The 21971-nt window shown below is 44.2% G+C and carries 15 protein-coding genes and 1 tRNA gene; 8 read left to right on the forward strand and 8 right to left on the reverse strand.

The features are described from left to right. Window positions 1-306 precede the first annotated feature (306 nt). On the reverse strand, window positions 307-2493 hold the full coding sequence (locus QT979_RS18425) for an ATP-binding protein (RefSeq protein WP_333311342.1): 2187 nt from the start codon (window positions 2491-2493) through the stop codon (window positions 307-309). Between the two features lie 320 nt (window positions 2494-2813). Next, complete coding sequence (locus tag QT979_RS18430; protein ID WP_333311343.1) at window positions 2814-8327, reverse strand: AAA family ATPase; 5514 nt, start codon at window positions 8325-8327, stop codon at window positions 2814-2816. A gap of 1067 nt (window positions 8328-9394) precedes the next feature. On the opposite strand from QT979_RS18430, the gene bchB reads away from it, so the two are divergent. Beyond that, window positions 9395-10921 (forward strand): ferredoxin:protochlorophyllide reductase (ATP-dependent) subunit B, encoded by a 1527-nt coding sequence (bchB, locus tag QT979_RS18435; RefSeq protein ID WP_190659189.1) that lies wholly within the window; start codon window positions 9395-9397, stop codon window positions 10919-10921. An 86-nt stretch (window positions 10922-11007) separates the two neighbouring features. After that, a complete protein-coding gene (locus tag QT979_RS18440; protein ID WP_333311344.1) occupies window positions 11008-11229 on the forward strand; it encodes a hypothetical protein in 222 nt (73 codons plus the stop codon). A gap of 319 nt (window positions 11230-11548) precedes the next feature. Here the strand turns inward: QT979_RS18440 and QT979_RS18445 are convergent, their stop codons facing one another. From QT979_RS18445 to QT979_RS18455, 3 genes are all read right to left on the reverse strand, one after another. Next, complete coding sequence (locus tag QT979_RS18445; RefSeq protein ID WP_333214731.1) at window positions 11549-12166, reverse strand: Uma2 family endonuclease; 618 nt, start codon at window positions 12164-12166, stop codon at window positions 11549-11551. 120 nt (window positions 12167-12286) lie between these two features. Next, window positions 12287-12916, reverse strand: a complete 630-nt coding sequence (locus QT979_RS18450) for a Uma2 family endonuclease (RefSeq protein WP_333214732.1) — start codon at window positions 12914-12916, stop codon at window positions 12287-12289. A gap of 207 nt (window positions 12917-13123) precedes the next feature. Then, window positions 13124-13297 (reverse strand): hypothetical protein, encoded by a 174-nt coding sequence (locus QT979_RS18455; protein WP_333214734.1) that lies wholly within the window; start codon window positions 13295-13297, stop codon window positions 13124-13126. A gap of 213 nt (window positions 13298-13510) precedes the next feature. Here QT979_RS18455 and QT979_RS18460 point away from each other — a divergent pair, with 213 nt between their 5' ends. Beyond that, entirely contained in the window at window positions 13511-13693 is a 183-nt protein-coding gene (locus QT979_RS18460; RefSeq protein ID WP_015178554.1) for a ribbon-helix-helix domain-containing protein, read from the forward strand. Window positions 13694-14141: 448 nt separating this feature from the next. After that, a complete protein-coding gene (locus QT979_RS18465; RefSeq protein WP_333311345.1) occupies window positions 14142-14600 on the forward strand; it encodes a hypothetical protein in 459 nt (152 codons plus the stop codon). Window positions 14601-15002: 402 nt separating this feature from the next. Here QT979_RS18465 and QT979_RS18470 read toward each other — a convergent pair whose 3' ends face one another. Beyond that, on the reverse strand, window positions 15003-15380 hold the full coding sequence (locus tag QT979_RS18470) for a Mo-dependent nitrogenase C-terminal domain-containing protein (RefSeq protein WP_333215540.1): 378 nt from the start codon (window positions 15378-15380) through the stop codon (window positions 15003-15005). A 469-nt stretch (window positions 15381-15849) separates the two neighbouring features. Between QT979_RS18470 and QT979_RS18475 the strand changes: the two genes are divergently transcribed. After that, on the forward strand, window positions 15850-16440 hold the full coding sequence (locus QT979_RS18475) for a rhomboid family intramembrane serine protease (protein WP_333215541.1): 591 nt from the start codon (window positions 15850-15852) through the stop codon (window positions 16438-16440). Window positions 16441-16818: 378 nt separating this feature from the next. On the opposite strand, the gene QT979_RS18480 is transcribed toward QT979_RS18475, so the two are convergent. Then, window positions 16819-19707: a PAS domain S-box protein gene (locus tag QT979_RS18480; RefSeq protein ID WP_333311346.1), complete on the reverse strand. Its 2889-nt coding sequence runs from the start codon at window positions 19705-19707 to the stop codon at window positions 16819-16821. 51 nt (window positions 19708-19758) lie between these two features. On the opposite strand from QT979_RS18480, the gene QT979_RS18485 reads away from it, so the two are divergent. From QT979_RS18485 to QT979_RS18495, 3 genes are all read left to right on the forward strand, one after another. Continuing rightward, complete coding sequence (locus QT979_RS18485; protein ID WP_333215544.1) at window positions 19759-19905, forward strand: hypothetical protein; 147 nt, start codon at window positions 19759-19761, stop codon at window positions 19903-19905. 587 nt (window positions 19906-20492) lie between these two features. After that, on the forward strand, window positions 20493-20876 hold the full coding sequence (locus QT979_RS18490; protein ID WP_333215546.1) for a hypothetical protein: 384 nt from the start codon (window positions 20493-20495) through the stop codon (window positions 20874-20876). Window positions 20877-21106: 230 nt separating this feature from the next. Continuing rightward, a complete protein-coding gene (locus QT979_RS18495; protein ID WP_333056627.1) occupies window positions 21107-21295 on the forward strand; it encodes a DUF2949 domain-containing protein in 189 nt (62 codons plus the stop codon). A gap of 582 nt (window positions 21296-21877) precedes the next feature. On the opposite strand, the gene QT979_RS18500 is transcribed toward QT979_RS18495, so the two are convergent. Beyond that, window positions 21878-21954, reverse strand: a tRNA-Met gene (locus QT979_RS18500). Window positions 21955-21971 lie beyond the last annotated feature (17 nt).

A 21971-nucleotide genomic window follows, 5' to 3' on the forward strand; every position in this document is an offset into this window, starting at 1 on the left:
TTTGAAAATTACAAAAATAGATGTTTGCTTACTTGGCATTTTAACTGTTAGTTTAGCATACCAAGTAAGGAAGAACCCAAAAATCACGCTCGGCGCCACAGTAATAGATCTAATTCATCTGCGTTAATCTGTGTTTCTCTGCCCTAATCTGCGGTTTTAAAAAGATAATTTATTAACCGCAGATGACAAAGGATTGACGCTGATTCACGCAGAGGTCGAGAATAGAGATATGAATAATTCCGAGGCTAACAGATTTGATATGACATCATTGGAATACTGCCAGGGTTGGTAATGATCCAGAAACGGTTACAAAACTTGCCGTAGGGCGATCGGAATTTCAATAATAAACTCGCTCCCCTCTCCGGGTGCAGAAACGCAAGTCAATGTTCCGCCATGAGAACTGACAACAATCGAGTGAGAAATAGACAATCCCAAACCCGTTCCCGAACCCACGGGTTTAGTTGTAAAAAAGGGATCGAATATCTTGTGCAGCACGTCAGTGCTCATCCCCGGCCCGCTGTCGGCAATTCTAATTATGACAGAATTCCTGTCAGTCACCTCTGTAGAAATTGTAATCGTAGGCTGTTGATGAGAGTTTTGCGGGTAATCTCTTGCTACAAGGAGAGCATCGATCGCATTGGTGAGAATATTCATAAACACCTGATTGAGTTGTCCGGCGTAGCATTCCACCAGGGGTAGAGAACCGTAGTTTTGAATCACCTCAATAGACGGTCGTTCCGGTCTATTTTTGAGGCGGTGTTGCAAAATCAGTAGGGTGCTGTTAATACCCTCATGGATATCCACTGCTTTAAAATCTGCTTCGTCCATCCGTGAAAAGTTCCGCAACGACAGGACAATTTGGCGGATGCGATCGGTACCCATTTTCATCGAAGACAGCATTTTGGGCAGGTCTTCTTGCAAGAACTCCAGGTCGATTTCTTCGGCTACGATTTGAATTTCGTCAGCAGGGTTAGGATACTGCTGTTGATAAAGCTGCACCAACTTTAACAAATCTTGGGCGTATTGCTGTGTATGGACGAGGTTGCCGTGAATGAAGTTGACCGGGTTGTTAATTTCGTGGGCGACTCCACCAACCATTTGCCCCAAACTAGACATTTTTTCGCTATGAATTATCTGTGATTGGGTGCGTTGCAGTTCAATTAGGGCGTTTTTGAGTTCACCAGTGCGGTATTCCACCCGGTCTTCTAATTCTGCATTACTTTTTTCTAAGGCGGTAAACGATTCGCGCAGTTGTCTTGCCATCTGGTTAAAGGAGTTGGCAAGGGCGTTGAGTTCTTGAATACGGCTGTCTTCTACAGCTTGGTCGAAGTTGCCAGATGTTATTGCCTCACTCGCCCGGTTCAGTCGCAGAATCGGACGCGCAATCCAGCCGGAGGTGAGAACGCCCATCCCACAAGCTACCCCCAATGCTGCTAAACAGAGCAAGATTGTGGTGCGGGTATTGGCATCAATCTGTGCCATGAATTCGCTTTCTGGCACAGTCACCACCACTAACCAATCCAATCCATATTGGTCGCGCCAGGGAGTGAGTTGCACATAGTAGAGTTCTCCCTGAAAATTAAGTCGGAGATCGGTGTCTCCAGAAATGGATTGAAACCCTTTGAAACGTTGCTGGATTTGTTTGGCAATTCCCTGCACTATGGGATTGGGACTGTCGATCGCCTTCAAACGCCGAATCTCGTCTTTAACGGTGGTAAAGGGTTGTTCTTTCGCAGAATTTGCGATCAACAGCCCATTTCGTTCCATGATGAAAACCTGCCCTGAGCTACTGACATCTATATTCCGTAAGAAATCGCTCAGTTTCAACAGATGGATATCGACTCCAACCATTCCTAGCAAGCGATTATTTGTGTCATAGATGGGGCGACCCGCCGAGGCAACAATATAAGGATGACCGGGATAATTCCAGGTATAGATCCGCGACCAAATAGGTTTACCTGCTTTCACGGGTTCGGCGTACCAGGGTTCAGTAAAGCTACTCCAATTAGTTACACTAACGATACGGGTACGATTACCCCGGTCATCGGTGGCGTAGGTTTGGAGATTGTTTAGAGGTTTAGGACTCCAATCATCGATCACGACGTTTTTGCCGTCGTAGCGTGCGGCTCCGGCCCCATAACCAGTCGTCAGTCCGATGCCGATGTAAGTCAGGTCATAGGCCTGCATTTGGTGCCAGAAATACTTACCGACGGTTTGGCGATCGCGCACATCTAGCAATCCCATCCGAATCGCATCGGCGTTAATCCGAATCACTTGATGCGGAATAGATAAATAAGCATTCAGATGTTGATTCACCGTACTGCTGGTTCGATCCATCAACCGATCCGCCAAATCGTTTACCGCTTTTTGCCCATTTTTGAACGACAAATATCCCACCAGACCGACCGCTCCAAAGATTTGCAAAACAAATGGCACGATCAGTATGAGCTGCAATCCGATCGCCTTAGTTTTGCCGAAGTGACGTATTTTCATGCTCTAAAATTACTTTTATTTGAGTATGATCTACTATCTACCGTTCGATCATGAAGATACAAACAATATTTACTTTTTTAATTAAAAATCTGACAGTTTTTATGCTTTGCCGGAGCATCCCTCGTCGTAATGAAAAGTCCTCAGTGCGGCTGCAAAAGGGCGATCGCGCTTTTGTCGAAACCAGAGCGATCGACTTTAATGCAGAGTTTTCGCCGAGCTTTAATTGCGAATTCAAAGTTTAGTAAATGCAAGGCGTTGCCGGATTGTTAAGGGTTGCTAACTGGGATTGATTTGGGGATGTTGCTTGATAGTAGGGCCGATTACAAAACTTGCCTGGGGGCGATCGGAATTTCAATAATAAACTCGCTCCCCTCTCCGGGTGTAGAAACGCAAGTCAATTTTCCGCCATGAGAACTGACAACAATCGAGTGAGAAATAGACAATCCCAAACCAGTTCCCGAACCCACGGGCTTAGTTGTAAAAAATGGATCGAATATCTTGTGCAGCACCTCAGTGCTCATCCCCGGCCCACTGTCGGCAATTCTAATTATGACAGAATTCCTGTCAGTCACCTCTGTAGAAATTGTAATCGTAGGCTGTTGATGAGAGTTTTCCGGGTAATCTCTTGCTACGAGGAGAGCATCGATCGCATTTGTCAAAATATTCATAAATACCTGATTCAACTGAGACGCATAACAAGTAATTAGGGGTAGCGTGCTGTAATTTTTAATCACCTCAATTCCCAAACGCCCGCCCTCTTTTCTCAGGCGCGGTTGCAGCAACATCACCGTACTGTCTATGCCTTGATGGATATCTACCGACTTCATTTGCGCTTCGTCGAGGCGAGAGAAATTCCGCAAGCTTAGCACAATATCTCGGATTCTTTCCGCTCCTACTTTCATGGAATCCAGCAGCTTTTGCAAATCCTCGCTCAAAAATTCCAGCTCAATTGTTTCAATTTCCTCTAAGATTTCATCAGCAGGTTCGGGATAGTGCTGCTGGTAAAGATCAATCAATTTTAGCAAGTCTTTAACGTATTCGCTAGCCGGATTAAGATTGCCGTAGATGAAACTTACAGGATTATTAATTTCGTGAGCTACACCAGCCACCATTTGCCCCAAACTAGACATCTTTTCCGTTTGGATTAATTGAGCTTGAGTTAGTTTCAACTCGCGCAAAGTTTGTTCTAAACGCTCGTTTTTTTCATTTAACTCCTGCGTCCGCTCTTGCACTTTCTGTTCAACCGAGTTGTAAAGGAGAGCATTTTCCAAAGAAATAGCAACTTGGGAAGAAAGCAACCTTAAAACTTCCAATCTGTGGGGAGTAAATGCTCCGACAGTCAAATTGTTTTCTAAATAAAGAATGCCGATCAGTTTGCCTTGATTGATGATTGGAGTACACAAAATAGATTGCAGTTTGTGTTTAGCGATGTAAGGGTCGGCTGTGAATAGTCCCTCACCCGCCGCATTGCTCAACACCAAATCCGAGCGAGTCCTTTCCACATAATTAATCACCGTCACAGGTAAATCATGATAGTCTCCAACAGGCGTAAATTGCAGCACAGCTACATCTTCAGCAAAGACTGACGCTTTAGCTGAAATCAACAGTTGACCATCTCTGACTAAAATCAGAAAACCTAATTGAGCACCCGCATTTTCTAAGGAGATTCTCATCAAAGAAGCCAGCAACTTATCGAGGACAATTTCGCTAGAAATTGCCAGAGATGCTTTCATTACCGTTGCCAAATCCAGCACTCTCGCATCGCTGCCAGTAGAAGTATGAATAGTTGTGGTAGTTTGACTGTTGTTAAAACTTCCGTTGATTGGCGTCATTTCCCGCAACTGCGGATACTTCTGTTCTAAATCTTCTACTTTGCGAACGGCACCCCAGCGCAAGTAGCACGAGTGAGCTTCGCGCAAGTGGATTTTGGCATATTGATACTTGCCTTTACTCAACCAAAACTTAGCTGCTAGTTCATTAGCCAGCGCTTCATTTTGGACAAACTCATTGTCTTGGGCTAAACTTATAGAGAAATCGTACAGTTCTACAGCTTCTGAATCTTTTTTGGAAATTCTGGCTATTTCTGCTTGTACTAAAAGGTACTTGTGCAGAAAATTTTCGGCACAGTTGTCTGCCCAAATTTTCATCTGTTTTTGGTTTTCCTCTAACTTTTCCAAGTATTCCTTTTGCTTGTCTTCTGAAACATTTGGGAAAACAGCGGCTAAAGTTAGAGAAAAGAAAAAATTCCATTCGGTAGCGGGTATCGCTCCGGTAATAAAAGATAGCTGTTTTTCTACTTCAAAAGCTAGTTGTAGCGCTTCGTTGAAGTTGCCGTACCAGTACATTACCTGGCATTTGCGAATCTGATAAAGGCAGAGCGAGTACAAATTTTGATGAGCTTGACAGTTGTGTACGTATTCAGCTTCGCTGATATCTTCGCTTTCAAATACAAACTTTTCAGGAGTTAATTTGCTCAAGTTACGCAGGATTAACTCTACCCCTAATAAGATATCGGTTACGAGCTGATTTTTTGTTTTTTGGCTGAATTGCAAATACCTGCTCGTGTCGGCTAGAATTTGCGAGATTTCTTTACCTTGAAAAAATGAGTTAGCTATGCGGTTGGACAGGATATAACCCGCATACTCTAAATCTCCTGATTCTAAAGCTGCTTGATATCCTTCATTGCTGATCGCGTGGGAATCTTTGATGTGGTTGAACCAGTAATAAAAAATACTGACCAAGGATGAACAGGCTCTGCATTTTAAGCCGATATTGCCAGATTTTTCGCTGAGATTCAGCGAGAGCAAGCCGAATTGATACGCAGCTTTGTAATCTCCCGAAACTGCGTTTAAGAACATACCGTAGCCAGCATAGCAAAGAGAAGCTTCGGGTACTAAACCGTATTGTAGAGAAAGATTGACTCCTTTTAAAACGCTGACTTTCCACAAGTCGGGATTTTTGAGGTAAGCCGATGTCAGCAAGTTTGTAATTAATTTGACTGCAACTTTTTTGTCGGGTACAGTCATTTCGGGGGCGTCAATTAGGGAAGCTATTTCTCTACCTGCTAAAATATTTGTAGCTGCTGCAAATTCTTCGGATATGACTTTTTGTAGCCCGTCTAGCGGCAAGTCAATGCCTAGCAAGTCCAAAGCTTGGATTCCGGCTTTAACGGCTTCTTCGTACTTCGCCCGTAGGGTGTACTGCACGATCAGCAGGTTGTAAATTTCTACTTTTTCTAAGGGCGATCGCGCTTTTTCCAGAGTTATATTAATAAATTCTTCAGAATTCTCGAAATAACCGTTTAAATACTCAACATTTGCCCGCTCCATGTGCAAGGCAAAGGCTAAATCGTAGTGGGCATCCCAAATATCGGCGCTCAAACCATCCATGCCTGCGGTCAAATACTGCAAGGCAGCAACATAAGCAGTGGCATCTTTGGCTCTGCGGGCCGCGTCTAAATTCAGCGTTGCCAGTTCAATTAATTCTCTATCGTCTTTAATTAGCGATCGAGCCACATTCAAGTGATCGACTAATTCAAAGATTCTGTCAGCGCGATATTCCGCCGGGGTGTTTTCTAGGATTTGCCTGCCTATTTTCAGGTGAACTGCCTTTTTTTGCGAGTCGTCGATCAGAGCGTAAGCGGCTTGCTGTACGCGATCGTGCAAAAATTTATAATTCAGAATTAATAGCGGAAACAGCACGTAATCTAATGACTTGCTTTCCAATTCCGAAGTTGGCAGAATCAGTCCCGACTTAATAGCTGGCAACAGGTGAGAAAAAGTTTCCGATGCTTCTTTCTCATGAATTAAAGAAAGAGTATTTAAATCAAATTCGTTGCCCAAACAAGCCACTAAACGCAAAACTTGCTGGGTTGAGCTTGGCAGTTTTCTCAGTTTTTGTACCATCAAATCTACTACATTGTCAGTGATAGCGCACTGCTCAATTTGAGTCATATCCCAATGCCAGCCGCCCTTGCTCCCCGACTGTGGGGGGTGAAAAACTAGCAGGTTTTCCTGATACAATGTTTGCAGGAATTGATTTACAAAAAAAGGATTGCCGTCTGTTTTGCTGATTACTAATTCAGCTAACGGTTTGACAGATTCTCGATCGCTGTGCAAAGTCTCCGCAATCAAATGAGTTATGTTTTCCACCCCCAGCGGTGACAAAGCAATCTGATTAATGATAGCTTCCTGATTTCGGAGCGTCTCCAAAGTCATCATTAAAGGATGAGTAGGACTAACTTCATTATCCCGATAAGCGCCAATTAAAAACAGATATTGCGTAGCTTCATCTGTCATCATCAATTCGATCAGCTTGAGAGTAGCCGAATCAGCCCACTGCAAATCGTCGAGAAAAATGACCAGCGGATGTTCTGGCTGGCAAAATACCCGAATGAAATTTTGAAAGACTAAATTAAAGCGGTTCAGAGATTCCGTCGGCCCCAATTCAGCTACAGGAGACTGAGCACCGACAATTAGTTCAACTTCGGGAATGACATCAATAATAATTTGTCCGTTTTGACCGAAGGAACTGCGGAGTTTTTCGCGCCAAACTGCTAATTGAGCCTCACTTTCAGTTAACAGTTGTCGCACCAATTCCGAAAAAGCGCTGACAACGGCAGAGTAAGGAATAGTCCGCTTGTACTGGTCAAACTTTCCCCAAATAAAATATCCACGTCGGCGGGTAATAGGTTTGTCTAAAATCTTCACCATTGCAGATTTGCCAATGCCGGAATAACCGGCAATCAGCATCATCTCGCTGCGGGATTTATGTTGTCCTCTCGCCATGACTGACAAGGGGATTTCTTTTTTCGATTTGCTCTCTTTCTTGATGACAGAAATTTGAGAATCGTCGCTACGGTAGCCTCGATTATTTGTTGCTGCCACCCGTTCAAATGCCGCTAAGAGAGTTTCAACTTCTCGCTGTCTGCCGTAAAGTTTTTGAGGTATTTGAAATTTGTCAGAAATATCTTGGCTGCCGAGAGGAAACTCAGAAACAACCCCAGATGTTTGCCACTGAAACAGGCAGGATTCCAAATCGGCTTTTAGTCCCCAAGCACTTTGATAACGCTCCTCAGCGGTTTTTGCTAACAATTTCATCACAATATCTGAAACAGCTTTAGGAATTTCTGGGGCTATTTCCGCGAGAGGTACTGGCTGTTTGGCTATGTGACAGTGAACTAACTCCATGGGATCTGTAGTGGGAAATGGGAGTTGTCCTGCCAGGATTTCATAAAAGGTCACGCCGAGAGAATAAAAGTCGGTGCGGTAATCGACTACCCGGTTCATTCTGCCGGTTTGTTCGGGCGACATATAGGCTAAAGTGCCTTCTAAAAAATTGGGATTTTTATTGGGAATATTTTCCAGGTTGGATGCTGTTGAAATGCTGAAATCTATTAGTTTCACTTGTCCGGTAGCAGGATTAAAAACTATATTAGAGGGATTTATATCTTTATGAATTACATTTTTCCCGTGAATCTCTCCCAAAGTTTCAGCAACTTTGATGGCGGTAGTCAGAAATCCTAAAAGGGTAAATTTTTGGGAACCCATAAATATTTTTAAAGATTCCCCGCCAAAATCTTCTAAGATCATTGCCAGACTATTTCTAACCTGTTGCAACTTATACACTTTCACAACTCCGTCCAACAGGCTTAAGTTGGCAGTGATCTCATATTCGCGCTTGTATCTATTCAGTTCTTCAGGAGTCGGATAGTCTTCTTTGATAAGTTTGATAATAACAGGTTGGTTGTTCTGCTCGTTGTGGCCGCGGTAAACCAGGGAAGTGCTGCTTTCATAAATGAGAGCGAGAACTGCAACGCCGGGAATTGCCATCATAGTTGGGTTCTCTCAAATTAGGTGTGCTTGGTCAATGTTACAGGACTGACGCGCGGCGGGCTAGAAACCGGGTTTCTTCGTTGCTAGTCGTTGACAAACCCAAGATTTTATCGTGTAAATCGGGTTTCTTTTCGTAAATCCTATGTTATTCTTCATTATCGCTCAAGAGCTATCTTTTGGGATGTGTGGGTAGGCAGGCCTTGACAGCAAAGAGCTACTGCTGACAAAAGCACGCTGGGGCTTTCGTCACCTCAGCAGTTAGGTAAACAAGATCACAAATACAGGATTTGTGCAAAGATTTACTCTAATGCTCGATCGCCATGCTGACAACTAAATCATCTTAGATTCGCAGCAATCGCTTGACTTTAGTGGAGCGTCACCACATCTCGTGAAAATACGCAAGTGCTTAAAGATTTATTTTTTCCGGTGTTCGGGTACGAATTTGCTGTGCTTCAAAAAAACCGGCCGATGCAAATCTTAACTATAATTCGCGACCGAGGCGCTGAGGGAAGTAAGTGTTGCTTCGGAATCTGAAATTTCCTTCAGTTCTATCTATTTTGACCGATCGATTAACAATACTAACTGACCGAAAACATCCAGGAGACAAGCCCCCGGATTCATCCGTCCAGAAATAAAAAACCTGTATCCGATGAAACTTGCCCCCGATTTATCCGTGGGGTCAATGCTTCAATTCTAAAATCTAAAATCTAAAATCTAAAATCTAAAATCGATTGACCGTTTGACCAGAGTAAATTTGACAAAAAATGCAGAATTATTGCACCTTGTCTGGTGCGCGGCAGCGAACCCTACATTAATCAAATTTGCCTAAGTCTTAAGAAAATTTGAGGAAAGATTAAGAATTATTGCCATAAAACCCAGGTAAAGTTGTTTGAATTACGACTCAAATGCCAAGCAGACAAAGCGTTTGAGCATTTCCCAAATCTGTAAATCCTCAGAAAGTTAGTATTTCTCAAGGATTCATCCGGTGAGAAAATCAGAAACAACCTTAAAATTTAGCAGTAATCGCCCGATCGGGCAATTCTCAACCAGCACCAGGAAAAATACCTATGAAATTGGCTTATTGGATGTACGCAGGGCCAGCCCACATCGGCACTCTGCGCGTCGCCACTTCCTTCAAAAACGTCCATGCAATCATGCACGCACCGATTGGAGACGACTATTTCAACGTCATGCGTTCCATGCTGGAGAGGGAACGGGATTTCACCCCAGTGACTACCAGCGTCGTTGACAGACACGTACTGGCGCGGGGTTCGCAGGAACGGGTGGTGGACAACATCACCCGCAAAGACAGAGAAGAACACCCAGATTTAATCGTGCTCACCCCGACTTGCACCTCCAGCATTCTGCAAGAAGACTTGGAAAACTTCGTGGAACGAGCTCAATTGGATGCCAAAGGCGATGTATTGCTGGCGGATGTTAACCATTATCGGGTAAACGAACTGCAAGCTGCCGATCGCACTTTGGATCAAATCGTCCAATTTTACATTAACAAAGCCCGCAAAAAAGGCGATTTAGTAGAAGCCAAAAGCGAAAAACCATCTGTCAACATTATCGGTATGTCTACGCTGGGTTTCCACAACCAGCACGACTGCACCGAGTTGAAACGTTTGATGGCAGATTTGGGCATTGAAGTCAACGAAGTTATTCCCGAAGGTGCTTCGGTTCATAACTTAAAAAGACTGCCGCGCGCCTGGTTTAACTTGGTTCCTTATCGGGAATTGGGGATGATGGCCGGGGAGTATTTGCAAAAAGAATTCGGTACGCCGATGGTCGATATTACGCCGATGGGTGTGGTGGAAACTGCGCGCTGTATCCGCAAGATTCAGCAAGTGTTGAATGCTCAAGGTGCGGATGTTGATTACGAAAATTTTATTGACCAACAAACTCGATTTGTGTCTCAGGCTGCTTGGTTTTCGCGATCGATCGACTGCCAAAACTTAACTGGCAAAAAAGCCGTCGTATTTGGCGATAATACGCACGCTGCGGCGATGACGAAGATTTTGGCTCGCGAGATGGGAATCCACGTTGTGTGGGCAGGAACCTACTGCAAACACGATGCTGACTGGTTCCGGGAACAGGTAAGCGAGTATTGTGATGAAGTGCTGGTAACGGATGATCACGGGGCGATCGGAGATGCGATCGCCAAAGCGGAACCTTCGGCTATTTTCGGCACGCAAATGGAACGCCACGTTGGTAAACGGTTGGATATTCCTTGCGGCGTCATTGCTGCACCGATTCACGTCCAAAATTTCCCGATCGGCTACAAGCCGTTTTTGGGTTATGAAGGCACAAATCAGTGCGTAGATTTGGTCTACAATTCCTTTACTTTGGGAATGGAAGACCACTTGCTGGAAATCTTCGGCGGCCACGATACCAAGGAAGTGATTACGAAGGGTATTTCGGCTGATTCTGATATGGGTTGGACAAAGGATGGACAAGCTGAGTTGAATAAAATCCCTGGCTTTGTGCGGGGTAAGGTGAAGCGGAATACTGAGAAGTTCGCGCGCGATCGGGGAATTGATAAGATTACCGTTGAGGTGCTTTACGCAGCGAAGGAATCTGTCGGCGCATAGTTTATTGGTAGGGTGGGCATTTGCCCACCTCACTTAGTAAAATAGAAATGCACTGTCACTTTTCAAACCTAGAAAAGTTCTTTTTTATGGCTAATTCTGTTGCTTTCCAGACCGCGATCGAATATGTAGAATCTCTGGCAATTGAAGAGCAAGATTTGTTAATTGAATTAATTCAGAAATGGCGAATTGAAAATCGGCGACTGGAAATTGCTAGCAATGCAAGAGAGGTTTTGAGTGCTTTAAAAGCCGGCACAGCAAAGCGAGGCAACCTTGCACAGTTAAAAGCTGATTTACTGGATGAAGAATGAAAACTCTAGTTTGGAACAACAGTTTTAAACGGGCTTTTAAACGGGTTATCAAGAGAAATCCGCAATTAGGTGAGAAAATCTTTTCCGTTTTGGAGTTGTTAGTGAACGATCCATTTTATCCTCCATTGAAGTCACATAAACTGCGGGGGCAATTAGAATGACTTTGGGCTTGTTGGGTTGAGTCCGATTGCCAAATTATCTATACTTTTGAGCAAGATAATGAAACGCAAAAGGAATTGATCGTCTTGATTGATATTGGGACGCATGATGAAGTATATTAAGTAAGGATCGCCCTTTTCCAACAAGCGTGCGATCGCCCTCACTCCTCATTTTGACTATCTTCTTGCTCAACTTGCTCAAAATTAACTTGTTCGTAAACATCAGATAGAGGAACTTCAAGCTGAAAGGAATTAAACATTAATGCCGTATCTTCCTCGTCATACTCACAATACAACCATCTTTTATTCTCGGTTTTTGAATACTGCTCGACTTTAATTTTTGTTTGATCGATCGTAATGTATTCTCGAAAAGTAGGAAGAGTTTTGTAATATGTAAACTTGTCAACTCGATCGTAGTTTTTAGTAGACTTTGATAAAACTTCCACAATAACTTGAGGGTTGGTAATCGTGTCAGTGCGATTGTTGCGGTACTCAGGTAGCCCAAAAATTACCATTACGTCGGGATAAGTGTACAGTCGCACTTTTGGTATCCACAGACGCACGTCACCGATGAAGATGCGGTAATTCCGTTTTTTGAGAGCAAGACTTAAAGCAATGTACAAATTGCCAGCGATTTGATTGTGATTGGTAGATCCGCCTGTCATAGGAATAATTTCCCCGTCGAGATATTCGCTTTTGTACTCTGCTGTTTCTTCCAGTGCTAAATATTGCTCTTCTGTGCAGTAACGTTGCTCGGTTGTTTGCAAAGTGCCTGTCATCTTGATGTTCTCCCACAATGATGTTGAACAAATATTTCTTCTGAGTGCGTGAAGCGAAGCTATCCCGAAGGGAATCGCTCACTTAAATGATAACCTGCATTTCCAAAAAAGCGATCGCCCTTATTCCTCCCCGCTTTCTTCTGGCTCACTTTCCGCCTCAAAATCCACCTTTTCATAGACATCTGCCAGCGGCACTTCAACTTGAAAGAAATTAAAAACTAGCGCCGCATCCTCCTCATCATACTGACTATACGACCACCGCTTGTTTGCCAACTTACAATACTGTTCTACATAAACCTGAGATTGATCGATCAGAATATACTCTTGAAATGTTGGCAGCGTTTGATAAAACTTAAACTTATCACTGCGATCGTAAGCTTTCGTAGATTTCGATAAAACTTCCACAATCACTTGAGGATTCATCACCGTATCCTGGCGATTATTGTAATACTCAGGTTTACCCGGAATTACCATCACATCGGGATAAGTATAAGTTCGCTTTTTCGGCAGCCACAGACGCACGTCGCCCATGAAAACATCATAGTCAAGTCCCTTAAGAGCAAGACGTAATGCTATGCTCATATTCAGGGCAATGCGATTGTGATTTGTAGTTCCACCTGTCATTGGAATAATTACTCCGTCGCGATATTCACTTTTATACTCTGCTGCTTCTTCTAGGGCTAGATATTCTTCGGGAGTGAAGTAGCGCTGTGCAGTTGGCTGTTCTGTTGCTTGTAGAATAGCTGTCACGGTTTTTTCCCCAACTCAATTGATATTTTGCGTCCAGTTTAACATTGCCCGAAAGTAGGGGCGGGTAAGATGCCCAACCCCTACTCCCCACAACAAAAACCATTCTTTGTGGAACAGGCATCTTGCCTGTTTTTGATAAGATTCCAACATCTACGATCGCCCTCTTTCAACTAAGGGCGATCGCACTTAATCAACTCGCAACCAAAATTAATCGATCGGATCGAAAACTAGGGTCAATTGAGCAGCAGGAAGCAGTTGTTTGAGAACTCGCAAATGACCCTCTGCATCAGACCAACTGCGAAACCGACCGACAACGACCCTTTGTAGATTTGGAAGCAAACGAACCACGATCCACGGTCTGAGACGTTTCTCATACGGCATAATAGGTGTATCTCCTTGTTAATTGGAGCCATAGCCAGTCCTTGCTTTCCACGGCGGGGGACTGGCTTTTGACTTTGCACCTGTGGTGTGCTGTACAAATTATTGCACAAAAGGCCCTCATTGGTAGCAGAAAATTACTAAAATAGCGTTATAACACCGCGATCGGCGTAAACTTGTATGATTGGGAGCGTTCACAAACAGTAAATATTGACAGTGAGCAAGCGCGTTCACATCACACTCCCCGACTACATCTATGAATCCTTAGAACTGTGGGCCGACCGGCAAGGTAGACCCACAGCTAGTTTGATCGCTTTTATCGTTGAAACGGCGGTTTTGGAAGCGAAAAAAAAGGGAGATTTACCTTCTGAACCGGAAAAGCCCAAAAGCGACACGTAAAGACTTCCCTCGTGGGTTACGGGGGCGTGTCGCGCGATCGCACTTATCAAAATTGATGAAAACTAGCATCAGCGCCCGCACTTTGCACCCAATCTTTAAAATCATTCTGTGCTTTGTCCTCGCGATCGCCTGTTAGTGCATAAGTCCTATCAGCAATCGAAAGTGCCAGTTAGTTAATTGTCCGTCGGCTAGTCAGTTGTAGGGAAACTCACAAAAAATATCATTCTCAGTAACGAGCTTTCGACTATACATCCAATCCTCTTGTGGGGCGGGCTTCTAGCCTGCCCCTAAAAGCTTATTGAGAATAGTGCCAGATATCAGGGGAAACGGAAATTGCATCCCAGGATTTCCTGCTTGAGGCCAATTGTGAAAACTGTACTGTTCGATCGCCCTAATCAATCCCACTTACCTAGATTAGACGCATCAACATCTGTTAAAGGAATGACTTATGAACTTCACAGCAAGACTCACACAAACCAGCTTACTCGGTTTAATGCTATTTGCCAGCAATCCAGCGGCAACCTTGGCTCTAGGACAATCGAACACAAGCACTGCACCAACAGCGTCTCGCACTCAGTCTCCGATTGAAACCATACAAATAGCTAATGTATCGACTCCCCAAAAACAGGTGAGAGATTTTTGTGTTCGCAAAAGACAGACACTGGCAAACTATTTCGAGACCAGCAACTTTCGGATTTATCTGTGCTACAACCACGCTCATCAACTATATTACTACGGGGTTAAAAAGAGTAACGGCAGCACGATCGCCTTGCGTGCTCGAACTGAAGAGGGGACTGGTTACGTGGCAAAAAATGGCACCTACGATTACATTGTTACAGGAGCCAGCCTTAGTATTTATAACAAAGGCAAACGCATTCTCGAACAACGAGTGATTCGCTCCCTTTAGTATTTAAATGCGATCGCTCTTTCAATCCCCGACTTCTTCAAAAAGCCGGGGATCTAACAGAATATCTGGCTTTTCTGCTGAGGCAGACGAAAGTTTGTGTAATTTAACCTCGAACTCAAATGACCAAGAATTTCTTGATGGTGCCCGCCACGTGATTTCTCCGTGGAATCAATCCAAAATCTAAAATCTAAAATCCTCAAGCCCCCGAATTTATCTCGCGCAAGTCAATCCAAAATCTAAAATCTAAAATCTAAAATCTAAAATCGAATGACCGGCGCTTCGCCACATTTGAGTTTGAGGTTAACAGGTTTCAACCGCCGAATAATCTCAAAATAAAAAAACCCTCCCCAACAAGGAGAAGGGAGGGTGAAAAGACAGTGAGAAATTTAAGTTTTTGCAGAATTAACAATAAGGAGTTACATCTTCGCCACACTCGTCAGCCAAATAACACAAAGCACGAAAGCGCAGCCCTACCACTTGCTCGTAAAGCGGATTTAACTTGCACAGCGGCGGAATGGATAATAAAGTGCGATCGCCAATTTTGACTTCTCGCTCAAACGGACACTGGCTGGGAATAAACTTACACAGCAACCGAGCCAACTTTTGACTTTTAATTGCAGTGTTATCAAGCCATTGTTTCAGCGGATGCAAGGGGTCAAAGTGTGGCTTTTGACCGTAAGGTTGAGAAATTGTAGCGACATTAACGGCGGTTTCTTGTTTGCCAAATCCTACCCAATTTGGCAGAGTTCGGTAGGAGACTGGATGCTCAAATACGTTCATTTTGCTCTCTTCCTCTTTTATAACGAGGTGCCAAGAACTCTCTGTAGAGCTTGTGCGATATTATCTACAATCAGTATCTACAGCATCTCGTTTTGCTTTACCGGATTGAACTTCTTAAATTAATGACTTAAGGCGAGAAAAGTAGTTCCTGATTTTTTTAAAGACGGTGTGCGCTCTAAAAACTGTCCTCATTTCAAGCCCAACAATTGATTGATAGGGTAAAAATTCTGTCTTCTACGTTTTAGCTTCAACCTTCGGTTGACTCTCCTTTTGTAGTTCAATTACAATTGTGACGCATCCAGGTGAATTATCCTATACGTGAAAATGCGGAACTTTTAATAAAACTTATAATATTTCTAAATAAGCTCTGCTGCAAAAAACAGTGAAACCTCGACCCCACAATCTTTGCTCGCGATCGCTCAGAAACTTCTACAATGAGAAATAATCGGTATCACCGCCCTCACAACCCATGAGTAACCCAGAAACCAAAGCTATCACCCGCGAATTGCAAAGCCACGCCGCCATTCTCGGTGGCTTCGTCTCCCTCCTCTGGATTATCGAAATTGTCGATGCCTTCCTGTTCGGAGGCAGGCTGGATGTCTACGGAGTCCGCCCCCGCAGCATCGACGGACTTCAAGGCATCCTGTTGATGCCTTTTCTGCACGGCAGTTTTGCTCACTTAGCCGCCAATACCCTCCCTTTAGTGACATTGGGTTGGTTGATAATGCTGCGAGAAATCAGCGACTTTTTTATCGTGAGTGCCGTCACTGTGCTAGTCAGCGGATTCGGAGTTTGGCTGACCGGCGCGCCCTATTCCGTTCACATTGGTGCCAGCGGATTAATCTTTGGTTACTTCGGCTTCTTGCTGCTGCGGGGCTATTTTGAACGCAGCTTTACATCTATTTTGGTATCTTTAATTGTCGGTTTCTTCTACGGCAGTTTAATTTGGGGAGTTTTGCCCTCGCAGCCGGGAGTTTCCTGGCAAGCGCATTTCTTTGGCTTTGTCGGTGGCGTATTAACAGCTCAACTTTTGGGACGGCAGAAACGGCAAATTAGCTAGGATTAGGACTTATGGTGCATAGTATCATCACCTTGGTTTATTGCCCCGAACTTATCTGAAAGCGTAGGTTTTTTGTCAATAAACCTGATTTCTTGTTTCAGTTGACAGTTGACAAGCGAATTTCTTGATAGTACCCGCCACGTGATTTATCCGTGGAATCAATCCAAAATCAAAAATCAAAAATCCTCAAGCCCCCGCATTTATCCGTGGGGTCGCCTCTAAAATCTAAAATCTAAAATCGATTGACCGCTTTATAGCGACCTCTACCTGGAAGGAAGAGGATTGGAGGAATGAATAGTCTTCTTTTAATTTCTCCCGCTTATGGTTCCGGCTTTAAACCAATTCTTTCTGGTAACAAGTGCGTATCGCATAGCAAGACTAACTGCTGACCAATAATTCAACGCGGGCCGGTAAGCACACAGTAAAAACCGAACCGCAACCTAACTCGCTTTCAACGTGCATATCGCCCCCCATCATCACGCAAAAGTGACGGCTAATAGTCAATCCTAAACCCGTGCCGCCATACTTGCGCGTAGTTGAGGCGTCACCCTGCATAAAAGCTTGAAATAAATGCTGCAATTGTTCGGGGGGAATCCCAATGCCCGTATCAGCTACGCGAAAAATTATTGAGTCGGAAGGTTCTGCTATTTCTTGAGTTGTTAAGCTGTCATGTTTAACTCTTTCAATGCAGAGACTAATAGTCCCCTGTTCCGTAAATTTGGCTGCATTGCTCAGCAGGTTGAGCAATATTTGACGAGTTTTGGTAATGTCAGCATACATCATTCCCAAGTCGCTCCCACAATCAACTTCAAACTTATTAGAATTTTTATCTACCAAGGGTTTGACAGTAGAAACTACCTCGTCAATTAAATTAACCGGGTTGAAAGTTTCTAAGTAAAGTTCCATCCGACCCGCTTCAATCTTAGAAATATCTAGAATGTCGCTAATTAAAGATAGCAAGTGTTTGCCCGCTGTTTGAATTTTTTGCAAGTCGGGGATAAAATCTTCGCAGCCTAAATCCTCAGCGTCTTCTTTGAGCATATCGCTGTAACCAATAATCGCGTTGAGGGGAGTTCGCAATTCGTGGCTCATATTAGCTAAAAAAGCGCTTTTGGCTTGGTTTGCTGCTTGAGCTGTTTGAGCGACTTTTTGGAATTCTTCTGCTAATTTGCGCTGGGTAATATCTTCGGCAATACCGACGATGCGGTAAATTTCTCCGGTTTGGCTGCGGACTGGAAAAGCCCGATCGCGCACCCAGCAAACTGAACAGTCAGATCGCACTACCCGATACTCCTCATCATAATCGCCCCGCACCTGTTTCGCAAAAGCAGCCTTGACGCGATCGAGATCCTCCGGGTGAATAGCATCCCAAAAAGCCTCCGGTTCTGACTGCAAACTCTGACAGCTCAAATTCCATATTTTTTCGCAAGCAGGGCTCACATAAACTAGCTGCTTTTGATTGGGTTCTCTAATCCAAAATACCTCATGAATATTTTCTGCCAACTGTCGAAACCGCTCCTCGCTAGCCCGTAACTTCTCAACAGCACTGTGAAATTCAGTCACATCCTGAATCAGCGATGCCACCCCAATGATGCTGCCGTCAGGATCGACCAAAGTCGTATTGTACCACTCGCAAAGAATAATTTTTCCGTCTTTTCTGAGGTTTTCGTTAAGACTGGTAACTCCTCCTTTATTAGTAAGCAAAGTTATAGATAGTTGCCTGACATATTCCTTAGCACTTTCAGGAACTATGAGATCGACTCCGTGGCGTCCCATAGCTTCCAAGCGGTTGTATCCAAAAATTCTTTCCGCTGACAAATTCCATTCCGCTACTTCAAAGTTTAGATCCCATTCAATCGCTCCCAATGGAGTTTGGTGAAGATGGAGAGCCAGTTTTTGCTGCGAGTTTTTCAGAGAAATAATTAATTGATTTTTGTCGGCGATCGCAGATTCTACCCGATCTTCGAGAGTAGTAAACGACTCTTCCAATTGATGGGCCATCATATTAAAAGAGCGAGCCAGGACACCCACCTCATCCTCCCTATCTACAGACGCCATCAAGCGGGAATCTACCGCCATCCCGTCCCATTCTCCCCGTGACAAAGCCTCCGCAGCCTTGCTCAAACGCCGAATCGGTACAACAATCCACCTAGAAGTTAGAGCGCCAATCGCCGTTGCCAGCACCAAAGCACCCAGACACATCACCACAGTATACCGAGTGTTGGCATTAATCCTTTCCATAAAATCGGCTTCAGGAACCGTCACCACAATCAACCAGTCGAGACCCCTGCTGTCTGAGAGTGGCGTCACCTGTAGAAATTGCCGTTGACCGTTGATCGTAAAATCTAACTGGCGAGATCTGTCAATTTTGTGCAAATCCCCGAAGCGTTCAGTCAAATAGCGGGCTGTCGATCGAATTAGAACATTCTTGCTGCTGGTTGCCACAATCCGTTTCGCAACACCATTGCTAACAATAAATGGCGGTTCCAGAGTAGAATTTGCCACCAATTGCCCAGACCTTTCTACAATAAAAGTCTGTCCTGATTTGCCAATTTTTAGAGTTTCCAAGAATTGATTGAGCTTGGAAAGTGCCAAGTCAGAACCCAGGATGCCAATCAGTTTACCATCCTCGCCATAAACTGGTTGAGCAGCCGTAATCGCTAGTTTGGGAGCGTCAAAATAATTATAGATTTTACTCCAAGTCGGTTGACCTGCGCGCACCGGAGCTATGTACCAAGGTCGGACACGGGGGTCGTAGTTGAGAGTAGTTTTTAATAGCTTGGTTGGTTCCTCCAACTCGGACAGCCCGTAGCCCTGCAAATTATAGCCAGTAGATTGATTAGAAATCTGAATTTGCAACTTGCCGTCGTCGAGACGTTCAACTCCAATAAAATCTTTTTCTTCGGATGCGAATTGAATGTAGCTAATTTTATCAAAAATTTGGATTTGTTTGTAGAAGTAGCGTTGCAAACTATCACTATCCCGCACGTTCACAAGACCGAGACGGATGGCATCGAGATTGAGCTGATTGATTTGGTGTGGCGTTTCAATATAACTATTAATATGTTGCTGGATACGCGATGTGACTTCTGTCCGCAGTTGTGCGGCAACATCGTTGACGGCTATGCGCCCGTTCCGCAGCGACAGCCACCCCGTCAACCCTACCGCAGCGAAAGTCTGAAGGGCAAAAGGCACAACAAGGACGATGCGAATTGGCACTTTGCCCGACATTTTTAAAATCGAGTCGGTTAGATATTTGATTGGCATGGTAAAGCAGAACTATTATTAACCCACAACATTCCGGTCAAGTACAAATTGATGAGCGCAGGTTTTGAAGTTGAGATGGTTTTAGTAGGCGAAGTGCTGTTAATAACTCGGAATCTGCCGCTGGCAACTGAATTTTTAACGACTGCCACCGCCATCTTAGCGCGATCGCGAGCTTTGGGAACATTGGCATCGAGATGAATGCAGTATCAATCTTGGACGTACTCTACACGCTCATATTATTATAGATTTTGAGATTAAAGAATTAAATAATTGGGAAAAAGAGATTCTGTAAGGGTTGAGAACTTGCCTGCTGTTCCATTCTTTTTTTAGACTGGTATCTAAAACCTGGTGTTTTTAGCGTGGTGGCGGGCTGCAACGAACTATTTTCGTGAAAAACAACCCATGGATAGCCGCCCGTGCGTCCAGCACTAACTTTTTTTCCCATCCTGACAAGCGAATTTCTTGATGGTACCCGCCACGTGATTTATCCGTGGGGTCGCCTCCCCAATCTAAAATCTAAAATCCTCAAGCCCCCGAATTTATCCGTGGGGTCGCCTCCCAAATCTAAAATCTAAAATCCTCAAGCCCCCGAATTTATCCGTGGGGTCGCCTCCCAAATCTAAAATCTAAAATCTAAAATCGAATGACCGATAGCGCGATCGAAAATTATAAGTTTTCACAGCAACTGCAATTGATATCTCCACAAGCAGCTACTTTTGATAGAGTGCAACTTAATTGCGAGTAGGTAAAATAAGCATAGTAGGATGCAACTAGCGGAGGGATGGATGATGAACGCAGTTATTGCTACTCTTGGCACTGCTCTCGGACTGAGCTCAATTTTTATCGGTTTGACCCCGGCGGTTCTCGCCCAACAAAGACTGCAACCAACGCCCCAATATTCGGAAACGACTTTATCTGGGGACTCGTTGAGGACTGTGGAGGACAGAACCTTAGACTCGGACTACCAAAACTTGATTGGTGAACCAGAAACGGCGGCTAATTCTGCTAGAGGGGAAAGAAGCTTGGGCGACAGATTTCGCCTCAAAATCGAGGGCCCATTGGAATTTATTACTACTCCTTCGGACGCCCAGCGTCAAGGAAATCCTTTACCTCCAAAACAAACCGACAGCGGTACAGAAGCGGGAGTTCAGCTTCAGCTAGGACTTTAGCAATTTTAAATGAATTCATTTGAAGCGAGCGATGGCGGAACCCAATTTTTGATTATCTCAGTTCTTGTGACTGCGATCGCTTTTTGATCTGAGTTTTATCACAAGTTTTGTGCGGTTTCGATCACACAAGGTTCTCTATTGTGAACCTAAAATTAGACCAATTAAACTTCCGATAAAGACCAATTAGCTACATATCTTTACAATATCGCATAAAACTGGCGGTGAAGGTGATGAGAAAGGCTCAACTGATCGATTATTTGCGGGGAGAGTTGGCAATATCGAATTCTGCGATCGCCGTTGCTCTCCGACACGGTGAACAAGATGCCAGCGAACTGCCCATGGTTCTGTGGCAGTACGGGTTAGTAACACTCGAACAATTAAACCTGATTTTTGATTGGATGGAAGCTCAGCCGACTTAGCAATTTAAAATCCTGAGTTAAAAAATATGGATATCGGATTGCAATTTTTTAACAAATAAAGCTTGGACAAACGGTCGTCGAAAAGTATAGGGTTGAGTGTTTAGGTTGAGGGTGGGTCTTATTTTGTCCCAATTAGAAAAATACAAATATACAGTAGGGACACAGCACTGCTGTGTCCTCATTTTTATTGTCGCTTAAAATAAACTGCTTTCATATCAAATCTGGCAGCCTCGGTATTAATATTACCCACAGCTTTCGAGACGGCAGTGCCGTGTCCTCCATACCATGTCGCTCGTGCAACCGGAAACGATATCAATCCCACATTCCGCACCCTGAACTGTCACACTACGAATTTTCGGAGTTTGGCGAAATTGAACTGGCGATCGCCAGTCCTATTTCCCACTTGTGTGTATAAAAAGTGACTATTTTGGTTCACAAAATTCCGCAAAAACCGATTGTGACAGTGGAGGGTGCGGAAAGTGGGATCAATTTGTCGAAGATGCGATCGCACTCGGCATCAAATAGAAGCTATAAAACAAACCCCAGCAACTTTTAGGCTGCCGGGGCTTGTCTTGTTTAATTTGGTGGCGGGAAGTGGATTTGAACCACTGACCTTCGGGTTATGAGCCCGACGAGCTACCAGGCTGCTCTATCCCGCGTCGCTTTATCTCTCTTT

The organism is Microcoleus sp. w2-18bC1 (assembly GCF_036700365.1).
GTDB lineage: Bacteria > Cyanobacteriota > Cyanobacteriia > Cyanobacteriales > Microcoleaceae > Microcoleus.